This is a genomic window from Bacillus sp. BC08, assembly GCF_054326875.1.
Window position 1 is genome coordinate 1 of the sequence record NZ_JBTGPA010000019.1, and the last position, 13626, is coordinate 13626.

The window sequence follows — 13626 nt, forward strand, 5'->3', positions numbered from 1 at the left end:
CTTTAATCAGTGGGGGTTTTCTTCATCCCCCCACTGATTATTAGCCCTCACCAATCGGACTTTTATGGGCAGTTGATCCCCCACCTAACTTCTTTGCTTTCGCTGCATTTTGAGGTGGGGGTCTTACTGCCCATTAAAGCGGGATAAATCTTGCATATGCTCGGAGTAAATTTCTTCTAGTGATTGCCTGCGTTTCACTACATTTCCCTCCCTTCATACATAACAACGAAATACATATAAAAAAGTTACAATGTTTTATGGAATTATAGTAAAAAACGTCAAGAAGTGGATAGGATTCTCTTTTATCATAATACATATAAGGCGGGTGAACAGAGATGGAAAGCTATGAAACACAAATTCAAAGGTCAATTGATTATATTGAAGAAGATGTTATGGAAAAACAGACGTTGCGTAATTTAGCACGTATTGCAGGTTTTTCTGAGTCGCATTTTCATCGTGTATTTCAGGCATTAGTAGGTGATACAGTAATGGAGTATGTTCGAAAGAGGAGGTTAGCCCGGGCAGCGTATCAACTTTCTCATACGGATGAAAAAGTTATTGATATCGCATTTGAGCATGGCTTTCAATCTCACGAAACGTTCACGAGAGCCTTTAAAAAAATATTTCAAATGACACCGAGTGAATATAGAAAACAAGAAATTGAAACACCGATGTATTACAGCGTGAATGTAAAGCAAAGAAAATTAAATCCGTATTTAGGAGGCATACAAATGGAATATCGTATTGTAAATAAACCAGAATTTTTAGTGGCGGGTTATGAACTGAAGACGACAAGTAAAGAAGGGAAAAACCATCAAGACATCCCAGCATTTTGGCAAGAATATTTACAGAAAGACCTTGGAACAACGATTCCGAATCGTAAAGATACGAGCCAATGGGTAGAGCTTGGATTATGTACTGATTTTAATTTAGAAACGGGCGACTTCACTTATATTATCGGAATGGAAGTTACAGGTTTTGAAAATGTACCAAATGAAGTTGCGAAGCGTACTTTCCCAGCAGCGACATATGCTGTATTTACAACGCCGAAAGTTCCTCATGAAGAAATGGTATCGTCTATTCACCAAACGTGGAATGCTGTATTCTCAGAATGGTTCCCGCATTCAGGATACGAACATTGCGGCGTTAATGAGTTTGAGCTATACGATGAGCGTTCCCATGCAGATAAAAGTGAGTTCGCTCAAATTGAACTTTGGATACCGGTGAAGAAGAAGTAATAGGATAAGAGCGAATCATTGGGAGATGGTTCGCTTTTTTGTAAAGGGGGAAATGGGAAGATGTTCAAAAAAATAGAATGTGTATCTATACATACGAAGGATATAGAAAAATCAGTTTCTTTTTATAAAGAAATGGGAATGAAGCAAAACTGGATTATAGAAAGAGAATTAGAAGAAGGGGTTATTTGGACGTTAATAGGATTGAAGTTTCCAGATGAGAAAAGTTCGGAGTTAGTAATAAGCAATCATCCAGGTATTAACTTTATGGAAGTCGAAGTATTAGTAGAAGATGTGCAACAAACGTATGATAGTTTAAAAGATAATAAAGATGTGAAATGGATTCGCGAACCATTTCCAACAGAATCAGGGCATGTTGCAGTAATGGAAGCACCTGATGAGAATGTGTTTGTGTTAGTAGGGAAATAGCTAAAATATGGAGATGACCTTTCATAGTGAGTTGTGAAAGGTTATTTTGTATGGTAAGGAGAAAGGAGTGTTATTGGTGGTAAATTGATATAATTTCATTTACCACCAAACTCCCCCATAAGAAAAGACGCCACATAGCGCTTTTCCTACGAATGAAACGGGAACACAAGTATAATCGTCGTTCCTTTTCCAATTTCGCTATCAATAGAAATTGTTCCATTATGAGCATGAACGAGCTGTTTCGTAATGGCAAGGCCAAGTCCAGTCCCGATGTTGCTTTCTTCTGTATTTGTTCCTCTGTAATATCGCTCAAAGAGAAGTTCTTTCGTTTTGTCATCCATTCCTTTTCCATTATCTGAAATAGAGAGTGTAAATGAAGTAGCGTTTTGGGAAAGTTTTACGCTGACATTTGTCGTTTCATTATTATGTTTTACAGCGTTTACGAGTAAATTTTCGATAATACGCTGGAACCATTTTTCTTCAATGAAATATTGAATATTGTTTGAGCTTGGTACGAATTCAATATTTTGATTTTGGAGTGTCGGATTATTAATAAATTGTAATAATACTTTTTGGACGAATTGATTCATTTCAATATTTACGTGCTGCGCAGGAAGACTGTTATTTTTTATTTGATACGTTAAGCTTAAGTCATCAATTAATGTCGTCATATATTGAGATTTTTCTTTCATAACGCTGCCGAATTGTTGAATGTCACGATCAGTCCAGTTGTACTGCTGTGATTCTAGTAATAATGCGTAGCCATATATAGAGCTAAGTGGTGTTTTTAAATCATGTGTGAGACCGGTAATCCATTCTTCGCGTGTTTGCTGCAGTACTTGCCTCATTGCATCATTTTTTTTAAGTGTAATAGAAAGATGCTCTAGTGAATTTGTCACATCACTAAATAAGCGGAATGACCATTTTTCTTTACCGGATCGCCGGAACCTGACAGGTTTCCCTTTTTTACTAACAGGTTCTTCGTACTTTCCACCAGCTATATTCTTAAGCCAGCGCATCGCATGCAATAACGGTTTTCCAAATTTATTACCGTACCAAATAGAAAGAATGACTAAATAAACAAATACGATAAGCAGGATTAATCCACATCCGATTAGAAACTTTTTAGCAAATACATCTTCTATTTCATCATCTGGGTAGTAGTGCTCATTTTTGGCTGTTACAACGAGAAGATGATTGCTATTTGTGTCGTAAAAGCTAGACGTGTTTTCTTTGTGATTCCACGGTTCTTTTGCGTTAAGAGCAGCTTGTATGGCAGAAAACGTTTTTTTCTTTCCATTTGGATAGGAGAATACTTCTTCGCCGCCACTATTAAAGATTTGAAGCGTTGCTTTTTCTTTAGAAAGTAACTGTTTTTCTTCTTCTGTTAATGTGAATGTATCCGTAGATACAGAAGGGTGCTCTTTCTGGATTGATTTCAGTAATCCATTGCTTTTTAACGTACCACCGTAAATAACAAGTACGTTTTTTTCTTCTAATTCAATTTCCCAATATGTAAATGTATAAGGGCTTTCTATGTGATTCTGTATATATGAGAATAAAGATGTTTTCGTATAAGATGTCGGTACGTCATTTGGCGTATTAAAGTGATAGAGAACTTTTCCGTTTTCCTCTACAACTTGAATCCAATCATTTTTCTCTTTAATTAAGTCTTTTACTTCAGCTTTTAATGAAATATCGCCATCTTCTGAAGAGATATATCTTGCAATCACAAAATTATCAGAGTCTGGAATGTTCGGTTCGTATGAAGTGCTCGTAACAAGAAAAATTAAATAAGTGAAAGCAGCTACTACAGCAATTAGTAGTGTAACCAAAACAAATACGTGTTGCAGAATAAACTGGATAATAAGTCGTTTATTAAAGTTCATATCGTCACCCTACTTTGTAATGAACTTATAGCCAAGTCCGCGAACAGTTTTTATATATTCTGGTTTACTTGGATCTTGTTCAATTTTTTCACGTAGTTTTCGAATGTGGACCATAACGGTATTGTCATCGCCATTGTAGGCAGGTGCTCCCCAAACTTTTTCGTATATTTCTTCTTTCGAAAATACGTAGTTCGGATTCTCGCAAAAGAAGAGTAATAGCTGAAATAGCTGGGCGGAACATTCGACAACATGTCCACCTACTGTAAGCTCTGCAGAATATCGGTCAATTTCAAATCTGCCAAATGAACTTGAGTGTGCTTTTTGTTCGTGTGGTACTGCTTGTTTCATATGTCTACGGAGTTGTGCTTTCATACGAGCTACTACTTCAAGTGGATTAAATGGCTTCGTAATATAATCATCTGCACCATGTGAAAATCCGGATATTTTATCTAAATCAGATGTTTTAGCTGTGAGGAAGAAAATAGGACAATCTGTTTTTTGGCGAATGATCGGACAAATATCAAAACCAGATTGTCCAGGAAGCATGACATCTAAAATAATTAAATCGTAATTGTTTTGCTGAGTGAGAGATAAAGCTATTTCAGCGGATGTTGCAGTTGTAATATGAGAAAAACCTTCTTTTTCAAGAATGGTAGTTAGTAATTGTAAAATTGCTGTTTCATCATCAACGAGCAAAATATTTGCTTCATACATAAAAATCCCTCCTAATTTCCTCGAATATCATATCATCTTTCTGTAACTTATGGAATTTTTAAGGAAATTTTAAGGTTTTCTTTCGCAAAAAATTAAGAATCAAATGATATGATAAAAGTAACATAGGGGAGGAGATGAGTGTGAATCCGTTTCAAACGATGCGAGCTAGATATTTTTTAATTGTATTTGCACTATTAACTTTAGTTGCAAGAGTCAGTAATGAATTGATAGAAAATACATTTCATATGCAAAATTCTACTTTTATAAATATTCTTATATTCTATATCCTTCCGATTACGTGGATTTTTTTTGAGTATAGAAAACACCGTGTTTCCTTTTCATTATTTATTAATAAAAAGGAAACATTTAACCTGGTGCAAGTTTTATACATTGCACTTATGTTAGGCGTATTTAGTTACGGATATCTTATTTTGTACATGTATAGCTTTGCTTGGATTACACCGGAATTTATTATGAACGCGTTACGTGAACCGATTATAGATAGCACAGGGGGATTTGTATATCAGTTTATTATGGTCGTATTCATCGCACCAATTATTGGTGAATTTGTTTTTCGGGGATTTTTACTGCAACGCTTTGCAGCAAAATGGGGAACGAGTATAGCGATCATTGTAGTAGCGATGTTGTTTGCGTTGCTACATGTTGATTTCCTAGGCGCAGTAGTATTTAGCGTTGTACTATCAATCGTATATATTCGTACGAATAGTTTACTTATGCCAATTGCGATTCACATGTTAAATAATGCATTTGTAATCGGTGCTTCTTTTTTAATAAATAAAGAAGAGATCATGAGTTTTGCAGACTTCTCAAATTATACGACGTTCTTTCCAGGGCTTATTATTTTTATAACAGGATTAAACTTAGTACTCATCTTTTTATTTGTTAACCGCAAATATTGGAGTAAAGAAATGCCAGCTATATATGTAGAGCAGGAAAAGAGTTTTTCAGACGTAGTGGAGAGTAAATGAGATGAAGAAGACGATTGAAAAAATATTGAAAGACATTATAGATGCTACGTCTCTTACAGATATGTGTGATAAAAGCGTTTGTCATTGGGTGCAACCTGTAGTAGATACGATTGTGTTTCCAGAGTATTACTTATTTTCTAGTACTCATTTAAAAGAAAATATTATTTCTCTTCTTATTGTGTTAGGGGTTTTATTAATATTTGGTCTAATTGTAGAAGAAATGATGAAGCGCATCTTCAGAAGAAATGAAGAGAAGTATATGTGGGTTCATAAAATATTCGAGAAAGTAATAGTGGCTTTCCTTTTGTTTTATAGTATGAAAACAATTATTTACTTTATAGCTTTGAAACATCATTAATTCTAAATTTGAAAGGGATGTATAAAATTATATGAATGAAACAATATCATCAAATAAGTTTTTTTATTTGATTTTGCTTAGTATTGTGCTGATAACGACAGTCAATGTTATTATTCGCTGGGAGGAAGCTTATTTCTTTATGTATTTAGCACTCCATTTGTTAGGAATATTATGTATAAGCGGCGGAATAGTTGCTGAAAAAAAGAGTGAAGAAAGCATTAATTATATGTGTGTGACCGGTCTTATTTTACTTTTGGCTGTACAAGGTATTATGAAATATAGTTCTTTTTCTTTACAAGATTTTAGTTTATTAGTGGATGTACTTCCTTAAGGGGGCACGTTATGTTATCTAAGAAGCAAATAGGATACGTACTAGTTTTAATTGGATTTTTTACGCTTATTGTAACGACTTTATTTTTTCAAGACTATGAATATATACGCTATGTAAAAGGCGCTGGCTTAATATGTTGGGTTGTAAGTACGTTTCTTATCCCAGAGTATGAACCGAAGAAAGTGTCTAAAGGTAGGTAAAACTCTTCTATTTGTAGAAGAGTTTTTTTATGTAAATAAAAGGCTCGCGAGCAATTCGCATAATAAGCTTGTTCTAATTTAGCATGTACGAACTTACAATAATAATAGACAGGCAGCATAGAGGAGGGAATAGCGTGAGGAAGGTTATTGGGTGGTCGCTTTTTTTGTACGTTGGGTTTGCGTTGCTTATATATTGGTATTTATTTGGATGGAATCATGAACTGATTCCGGACATATATAAAGGAACAAAGGCAGATCCAGAAACGTTTATGAATGCAAGAGAGCTTACGCTAAGTCAAGATTATTCGCGCGTGAAAAATTTACTTTACTTTTTAGCGACGCCTCTAGAATGGATTATTTTATTATTTGTACTTGTGCTCGGTGTTTCAAGAAAGTTTGAGAAATGGTCGAAGGAAACGACGAAAATAAGTGTCCTGCAAGTTGCGATTTATTTCTTTTATTTATCATTACTGACAACAGTTCTTGCCCTGCCGATGCAATGGATTAGCCGAAAAGTTTCCGTTGATTACGGCATTTCAACGCAAAGTACACAAAGCTGGATAAAAGATCATGTTATCGGTTTTTGGGAAAGTTATGCGACGATGTTAATCGTAGTTACCGTACTTCTATGGCTTATCCGTAAATTTCCGAAGAGATGGTGGATAGCAGGGTGGGCACTCTCTGTTCCATTTACAATCTTTTTAACATTTATACAGCCGGTCGTTATTGATCCACTTTATAATGATTTTTCGACGCTGAAAAATAAAGAATTAGAAACGAAAATTTTAGCGATAGCAGACAAAGCTGACATTCCTGCTAAACACGTGTATGAAGTAAATATGTCAGAGAAAACGAATGCGTTAAATGCATATGTAACAGGAATTGGCCCTAACGCCCGTATTGTAATGTGGGATACAACGCTTAAGCAATTAAAAGATAAAGAGATTTTATTTATAATGGCCCATGAAATGGGGCATTATGTTATGAAACATATATATTGGGGCGTTGCGAGTTATGTGCTGCTATCTTTCATAGGGATGTATCTCATTAGTCGTATTATAAATATGTGTATTCGAAAATGGGGAGATACGCTGCAAGTTTCAAAAGTAGCATGTTTCTCAATTTTACCTTTATTTTTCTTAATTTCTTCTGTACTTTCTTTTGCATCGCAGCCAGCAACAAACTATGTTTCTCGTATAGAAGAACGAGCGGCAGATCAATATGCTTTAGATATGACGAAGGACGGGAAATCTGGTGTAAAAACGTTTCAATATTTATCAAAAACGAGTTTAAGCCAAGTAAATCCGCCTGCGTTAGTGAAGTTTTTCTTATACACACATCCACCAATTTTTGAAAGAATTCATACGTTTGAACAATATGAGAAACAAAGCAAAAAGAAGTAGCTATTATGCTACTTCTTTTTTTATAGAGATATAAGTTCGATATTGGGAATATTTATCATTGCTTTTTATTGTGATTTTGTAAATAATAAGCTATAAAATTCTAAAAATCTATATATAAAGGAATAAAGGTGGAAATATGTATTTTTTACAAAATTTAAAAGTGAAATATAAATTATTATCGCTTATTTCATTAGCAATTTTAGGTATGGTAATTATGAGCTGTGTAGCAATTAATTCTATTAATAAGATTAAGCGCGATACAGAGGTTGTAGTAGATGATTATCAATATTCTGCAATTTTATTAGAAGGAATGCTTCGTACACAAAATTCACTAGAATATAACTTATTAGAATTAATTACAGCTTCACCAAATGAGGGAACAAATAAAGAGGGGATTATTGGTAATGTTGAAAAGGATCTTGAAAAATATGATTCTTTATTAAAAGAATATGATGATGGCTTCAATTTAAGTAAGCAAGAGGATGAACTGTTTCAGAAGATGAAGAAATCTTTGCCAAGTTATATGGAGACATATAAGAAGTTGTTTGATAAAGCGAAGGTAACAAATGAATCTCAAATGGTAAACGAATTTCATAAGGAATTAAAACCTAAGGGAGTAGAGTTAGCTAGTTATGCTGTAGATCTAGAAGCGTATGTTTCAAATTTAGCTGACCAAGTATTTAAAGATTCTCAAAAAATGATAGATCGGTCCGTTATTACTTTTATCATTCTTGTAGTAGTTACTACAGTCATTATATGTATAGTAAGTTATATTATTAGCAAGCTTATAGTTGCTCCTTTACAAACGGTTAGTCGTATGATGGAAAGAGCAAAAGAAGGAGATCTAACTGTACATGGTGAGTATAATGCTAAGGATGAATTAGGTGTATTAGTAAGTGATTTTAACGAGATGATTGCAGGGCTAAGAACAAATATGCAAGAAGTAGAGAATAATATTCAGTTTTTATTCCAACATGCAGACGGAGTAGTATCTGCATCGGAAGTATCTAGTGGTGCAGCGAAGAAAATCACTATAGATATTGAAGAAGTTGCAACTGGTGCAGAGAGCCAAATGCAAGCAATGGAACAAACTGCGGGTGCGATGGAAGAGTTGACACAAGGAATGCAGAGTATAGTGAATACATCATCCTCTGTAAATGAATTGTCTGCTCAGTCGGCATTAGACGCAGAGAGTGGTAATAAGTTAATGAAACAAATGATTCAACAGATGGATATAATCCAAAATTCAGTACATAGCGGTGTTAAACAAGTAGAGACTATGAAAGAACAATCAGAAGAAATTGTCGAAATCATTGATGTTATGCAAGCTATTGCCTCTCAGATTAACTTATTAGCATTAAATGCCGCAATTGAGGCTGCCCGTGCTGGGGAAAGTGGTAGAGGGTTTGCAATTGTGGCAGATGAAGTGCGGAAATTGGCGGAACAATCTAGTAATTCTGCAAAACAAATTGAGAAGCTTATTACTCAAGTTATGGGAACAACGAGTCATACCGTAGATATGATGGGGAAAGTAGATAATGAGGTACAGGCAGGTACACAAGTAGTAATGCATACAGAAAAAGTATTTGGAAAAATTACAGAAAAAGTACAGCAAGTATCTGAGCAAATTCAAACGGTATCTATGTCTACAGATGAAATTGCAGCGAGCAGTGAGGAGATTTCGGCTTCTGCAGAAGACATAGCTCAAATTTCCCAAAGATCATCTGACCGAACTGATAGGGTAAAAGAGTCTATTCAACAACAAGAAAAATCTGTTCAAGAGATTTCGGTTTCAATTGAACAGATGCATAACGCAGCGGGGGAATTAAAACAAATAGTTGCCCAATTTACTCTTCAAAAGTAGTAGTATATTTAAGTTTTAATCTAGAGAAATTCCTCTCAATAATAAAAAAATCATCCTATATAAAAAAGGATGATTTTTTTATGGGAATTTTGTGCGGCTGTCACTTGTTATATTCTAATTTTTTACAATTTTCCGATTGTAATATATAATAATACGTAATGTTTTGGAGATTTCTCATTTGTAAAAGATAGGTTATAGGAGGAGAGAAAGGGTGTTCAATAAAAAATCAATGCCGGCTATAAAAATGATCCTTTCGATGTCTATTTTCGGATCAATTGGATTTTTTTCTGTTCAAACAGGTTTACCGTCTTTTGAATTAGTATTCGTTCGTTGCATTTGTGCGACTATATTTTTAGCATTATGTTGGCTCGTAACAGGACAGTATAAAAGTGAGAAATGGAATAAAAAAGAAGTTATACAAATATTAGCATGCGGTGTATTTCTCGTTTTTAACTGGGTATTTTTATTTAAAGCGTTTGAAGTGATGTCGATTACAATTGCGATTTCAGTGTACCACCTTGCACCTATTATCGTATTAATGATTGGTAGTATTGTATTTAAAGAGAAACTTACAGTGTTTGCTGTTATGTCCATTGTGATTTGTTTTATCGGTACAGTTTTAGTAGCTGGAGTAGATGGAAGTCTATCGCTTGAAAAACTGATGTCATCTGGAATGGTATGGGCACTTCTTGCAGCTGTATTTTATGCTTTTACCACTTTATTAGGAAAAGGGATTCAGCATACGAGCGCATATGCAATGACATTTTTGCAAACGTTTTTAGGAATATTTTTATTGCTACCATTCGTAGATTTTGGCAAGTTTCAAGGGTTAACAGAGATGAACTGGATGATGATCACAGCGACAGGACTTATACATACGGGATTTGTATATTACTTATTTTTTGACAGTTTAAGAGATTTATCGACGAGATTAATTTCGGTATTAGTATTTTTAGATCCTGCTGTTGCAATCCTATTAGATACAGTCTTTACCGGGTTTAGACCGACTAGTATGCAAGTAGTAGGGATTGTTCTTATATTTGTAGGGATGGCATTTACTTTTCGAAAAACAGAGGAAGAAAAAATAGCGATAAAAGAAAATTTACATTCAGAATTTTAAATTATTTAACCTACCTTCTATTGATAATTTCCTGATTTTTTGTACAATAAAATTTGTAGGGAAATAAAGGAAAAAGCGGGTGAGAGAGATGAAAAAGCTAGTAAAGATAATGACATCATTAACTTTAATGGGAGGAATATTTGTAAGTGTAAATGGTGTGTCTGCAAATGCAGATGTTATCCAAAAGTCTGGTCAGATGATAGAGTTTGATGATGTAACAACAGATCATTGGGCGTGTGATGATATTAAATATTTAGTATATCATCGAATTATGTTTGGATATGGAAATGGTAAGTTTGGTGTAGAAGATCATATAACACGTGAACAAGCGGCGGCAGTATTATACCGCGCACTTCATGTAAAAGGAACTGTAATTAATGAGAATCCATATAGAGATATAAGTGTGAAATCAACCATGTTCCCTTACGAAATTTTACGCTTAACACAGCTTGGTATTTTTAAAGGAGACGAAAATGGAAATTTCCGTCCGAAAGCAACACTGACTCGTGCAGAATTATCACAAATTTTAACGAAAGCATATGAGTTGAAAACAAAGCATCCGCATACATTTACAGACATACCAGAAAACTATTGGGCAAGAGATGCAATTAGCGCATTACAGTCTAATAAAGTTGTGGTTGGAACGGGAGATGGCAAGTTCGAGCCTGAAATGCTCGTTACACGCGGGCAATTTGCGAAGTTTTTAAAACGATCCATTGATAATTCTCCAGGGAAAATGGAATAGATAAAGTGAAACTTTAATTAGTGGGGGATTATCATCCTTCACCAATCGGGCATTTGCGTGCATCACAATCTCTTTGCTTTTGGGGGTCTTACTGCCCGTTAATGCGGGATAAAGTGAAAGCTCATAATTTGTAGAGGAGACATCCTCCGCTCATTATGAGCTTTTATTAATAGATAGGTTAATATTGTCGTATGTTGTAGTTAAGTCGATATAATTGCATTTTTTGTCTAGAAAATGAACTCTTAAAATGTGAAGGATTTCTTTTAAAAAAAGTAGAATATTTATATTATAGAAACACCTTTACATGAATACAGGAAAGAAAATTGATTTGCGTACAATTCGGTATAAAAATTGAAATTGAGAGCGAATTGGCTCTCCTTTAGTAGTGATTTTCACAATAATAGATTTTTTAAATGTAATATATTGCATAATGGGTGCAAAGGAAACATATGTAATATTGGAAAGGATTTCAGTCTATTATTTTCCGTTTTTTCAAATGGAGATAAAGGGGAGAGGGCAATGAAGAAGAACATGTTACGTATAATGGCAACGGTGACTATTATGGGCGGCTTGTTTGTAAGTACAAATGTTCCAAACGTAAAAGCAGAAGAATATCCAGAAATGATTGTGTTTGATGATGTTCCAGTAAATTACTGGGCATATGACGATATAATGGACGTAGTATACAATAAAGTAATGTTAGGTTATGGAAATGGTAAGTTTGGTGTAGGAGATAATGTAACACGAGAACAAGTAGCGGCAGTACTTTATCGTACATTGAATTTGAAAAAAGAAGGACCTTTAAAAAATCCATACAAAGATATTTCTGAGCGGGCAACAATGTTTTTAGATGAAATTTTAGTATTAACAGAGCATGGTATTTTTAAAGGCGATGAAAAAGGAAACTTTAGACCAGCCGCACCAGTAACACGTGCAGAAATGGCGCAAATTCTTACGAAGGCATTTACATTTGAGGTGAAGAAGAACCATACATTTAAAGATGTACCAAATAATCATTGGGCAAAAAATGCGATTAGTGCACTGCAGTCTAATCATGTCATAGTAGGAACAGGAAATGGGAAATTTGAACCGAATAAAGTTGTAACTCGTGAGCAATATGCAACGTTTTTAAATAAAGCTGTTTTTTATTTTCCAGTAAAAGATGAGGATTATGAATGAAAGTTAAAATATAAGGATGTTTAAATTATATCAATATAATTTAAAATAAGAAAAAAGCGCGGGAATTCCACGCTTTTTTCTTATTTTAAATTATTTTTAAGTATATCGATTTGCTATTCGTAATTTAGTTTTTGGAATTTAATGGGTAATAAGAAGTTGGATAAAGTAACTTTTTATTAGTTAAATATACGATTTAGTAACTTTATTATTAATAGAGTGTAAATGAAAGTATATGAAATATAGTTCATAAATTAGACAAAAATCACATGGGAATTGTATTGTTACGCTTCCATTAATTCTTTATATTAGAAAAAAATATGTTTTTAGGGAGAGAGTACTTTGAAGAAAAAGTTTTTAAAAGTAGCAACAGCTTTAACAATTATGGGTGGAGTAGCATTTAGTGCTGAGGGGACTACAGTAAAAGCTGAATTAGCTGCAAAGCCACAACAAGCAAGTCCAGTTATCTTTAAAGATGTACCAGCAGGACATTGGTCTTATGAAGCAATTCAAACTTTAGCAGAACAAGAAATTATGCTTGGTTATGGAAATGGTGTGTTCGGTTTTGGAAATAACGTAACTCGTGAACAAGTAGCTGCTTTAATTTATCGTGCACTTGATCTTGATGAAGAATTTGGCGAAGATGAGGTATTAGAGAGTCCGTATAATGATATTGTTGATGATAACTCAACGATGTTTCCTTTTGAAGTGTTAGCAGTAACAGAATTAGGTATCTTTACAGGTGACGAGAAAGGAAACTTCAGACCAAAAGCTACGTTAACACGTGCAGAAATGGCGCAAGTTCTTACGAAAGCATTTGGATTACAAGTACAAGGAACAGCAAAATTTAAAGATGTACCAAAAGGACATTGGGCAGAAAATGCGATTAATGCAGTAGGTTCAAATGGTATTTCAGTAGGAGATGGCAAGGGTAACTTCGCTCCGAACATGAAAGTAACGCGTGAACAATATGCGCAGTTCTTATTTAAAACAATTTTTGAATAAATAATAAAAAAGAAGCTAGTGTTATATAACACTAGCTTCTTTTTTATGTGTAATACGGGTGGAAGAATACAGTTTTGTAAAAAAAAGCGATAAAATTTCCAAAAAAAACTTCCTTTTCTGAAGATTTGTTATATAATATAAACATAAAATCAAATCTGTTATAAAACA

At 34.1% G+C, this 13626-nt stretch carries 14 protein-coding genes and 1 pseudogene; 13 read left to right on the top strand and 2 right to left on the bottom strand.

Features of this window, described 5'->3' with window-relative positions; genetic code table 11:
• The first annotated feature begins 335 nt into the window (after positions 1-335).
• Both ACXVYO_RS03520 and ACXVYO_RS03525 read left to right on the top strand, forming a co-directional pair.
• Positions 336-1238, top strand: a complete 903-nt coding sequence (locus ACXVYO_RS03520) for an AraC family transcriptional regulator (RefSeq protein ID WP_060489268.1) — start codon at positions 336-338, stop codon at positions 1236-1238.
• Positions 1239-1298: 60 nt separating this feature from the next.
• Positions 1299-1664, top strand: a complete 366-nt coding sequence (locus tag ACXVYO_RS03525; RefSeq protein ID WP_458466043.1) for a VOC family protein — start codon at positions 1299-1301, stop codon at positions 1662-1664.
• A 146-nt stretch (positions 1665-1810) separates the two neighbouring features.
• Here ACXVYO_RS03525 and ACXVYO_RS03530 read toward each other — a convergent pair whose 3' ends face one another.
• A complete protein-coding gene (locus ACXVYO_RS03530) occupies positions 1811-3553 on the bottom strand; it encodes a sensor histidine kinase (protein WP_458466044.1) in 1743 nt (580 codons plus the stop codon).
• A gap of 9 nt (positions 3554-3562) precedes the next feature.
• The gene (locus tag ACXVYO_RS03535; RefSeq protein WP_458466045.1) at positions 3563-4267 is read right to left on the bottom strand and encodes a response regulator transcription factor; all 705 of its coding nucleotides are present in this window, start codon (positions 4265-4267) and stop codon (positions 3563-3565) included.
• A gap of 140 nt (positions 4268-4407) precedes the next feature.
• On the opposite strand from ACXVYO_RS03535, the gene ACXVYO_RS03540 reads away from it, so the two are divergent.
• The 11 genes and pseudogenes from ACXVYO_RS03540 (at position 4408) to ACXVYO_RS03590 (ending at position 13458) form a co-directional block, all read left to right on the top strand.
• A complete protein-coding gene (locus ACXVYO_RS03540) occupies positions 4408-5256 on the top strand; it encodes a CPBP family intramembrane glutamic endopeptidase (protein WP_458466046.1) in 849 nt (282 codons plus the stop codon).
• A 1-nt stretch (position 5257) separates the two neighbouring features.
• Positions 5258-5614, top strand: coding sequence for a hypothetical protein (locus tag ACXVYO_RS03545; RefSeq protein ID WP_458466047.1), 357 nt, complete (start codon positions 5258-5260; stop codon positions 5612-5614).
• Between the two features lie 31 nt (positions 5615-5645).
• On the top strand, positions 5646-5945 hold the full coding sequence (locus ACXVYO_RS03550; protein ID WP_458466048.1) for a hypothetical protein: 300 nt from the start codon (positions 5646-5648) through the stop codon (positions 5943-5945).
• Between the two features lie 11 nt (positions 5946-5956).
• Positions 5957-6145: a hypothetical protein gene (locus ACXVYO_RS03555; protein WP_427266561.1), complete on the top strand. Its 189-nt coding sequence runs from the start codon at positions 5957-5959 to the stop codon at positions 6143-6145.
• A 134-nt stretch (positions 6146-6279) separates the two neighbouring features.
• Complete coding sequence (locus ACXVYO_RS03560; RefSeq protein WP_458466049.1) at positions 6280-7548, top strand: M48 family metallopeptidase; 1269 nt, start codon at positions 6280-6282, stop codon at positions 7546-7548.
• A 136-nt stretch (positions 7549-7684) separates the two neighbouring features.
• Positions 7685-8464, top strand: a pseudogene (locus ACXVYO_RS03565) (HAMP domain-containing protein); the annotation flags it as partial.
• A gap of 156 nt (positions 8465-8620) precedes the next feature.
• Positions 8621-9412, top strand: a complete 792-nt coding sequence (locus ACXVYO_RS03570; protein WP_458466144.1) for a methyl-accepting chemotaxis protein — start codon at positions 8621-8623, stop codon at positions 9410-9412.
• A gap of 211 nt (positions 9413-9623) precedes the next feature.
• Positions 9624-10532 (top strand): DMT family transporter, encoded by a 909-nt coding sequence (locus tag ACXVYO_RS03575; RefSeq protein WP_458466050.1) that lies wholly within the window; start codon positions 9624-9626, stop codon positions 10530-10532.
• 88 nt (positions 10533-10620) lie between these two features.
• The gene (locus ACXVYO_RS03580; protein ID WP_458466051.1) at positions 10621-11277 is read left to right on the top strand and encodes an S-layer homology domain-containing protein; all 657 of its coding nucleotides are present in this window, start codon (positions 10621-10623) and stop codon (positions 11275-11277) included.
• A gap of 519 nt (positions 11278-11796) precedes the next feature.
• Positions 11797-12456 carry an S-layer homology domain-containing protein gene (locus tag ACXVYO_RS03585; protein ID WP_458466052.1) on the top strand — a complete coding sequence of 220 codons (660 nt, stop codon included), beginning with the start codon at positions 11797-11799 and terminating at the stop codon, positions 12454-12456.
• A 339-nt stretch (positions 12457-12795) separates the two neighbouring features.
• Positions 12796-13458 (top strand): S-layer homology domain-containing protein, encoded by a 663-nt coding sequence (locus tag ACXVYO_RS03590; protein WP_458466053.1) that lies wholly within the window; start codon positions 12796-12798, stop codon positions 13456-13458.
• The last annotated feature ends 168 nt before the right edge of the window (positions 13459-13626 follow it).

What these genes read in the sequence shown, in the direction of transcription:
- ACXVYO_RS03570 (WP_458466144.1), top strand. Translation starts at nt 8,621, where the DNA reads ATGCAAGCAATGGAACAAACTGCGGGTGCGATGGAAGAGTTGACACAA.
- ACXVYO_RS03530 (WP_458466044.1), bottom strand. Translation starts at nt 3,553, where the DNA reads ATGAACTTTAATAAACGACTTATTATCCAGTTTATTCTGCAACACGTA.
- ACXVYO_RS03580 (WP_458466051.1), top strand. Translation starts at nt 10,621, where the DNA reads ATGAAAAAGCTAGTAAAGATAATGACATCATTAACTTTAATGGGAGGA.
- ACXVYO_RS03550 (WP_458466048.1), top strand. Translation starts at nt 5,646, where the DNA reads ATGAATGAAACAATATCATCAAATAAGTTTTTTTATTTGATTTTGCTT.
- ACXVYO_RS03520 (WP_060489268.1), top strand. Translation starts at nt 336, where the DNA reads ATGGAAAGCTATGAAACACAAATTCAAAGGTCAATTGATTATATTGAA.
- ACXVYO_RS03555 (WP_427266561.1), top strand. Translation starts at nt 5,957, where the DNA reads ATGTTATCTAAGAAGCAAATAGGATACGTACTAGTTTTAATTGGATTT.
- ACXVYO_RS03535 (WP_458466045.1), bottom strand. Translation starts at nt 4,267, where the DNA reads ATGTATGAAGCAAATATTTTGCTCGTTGATGATGAAACAGCAATTTTA.
- ACXVYO_RS03585 (WP_458466052.1), top strand. Translation starts at nt 11,797, where the DNA reads ATGAAGAAGAACATGTTACGTATAATGGCAACGGTGACTATTATGGGC.
- ACXVYO_RS03545 (WP_458466047.1), top strand. Translation starts at nt 5,258, where the DNA reads ATGAAGAAGACGATTGAAAAAATATTGAAAGACATTATAGATGCTACG.
- ACXVYO_RS03525 (WP_458466043.1), top strand. Translation starts at nt 1,299, where the DNA reads ATGTTCAAAAAAATAGAATGTGTATCTATACATACGAAGGATATAGAA.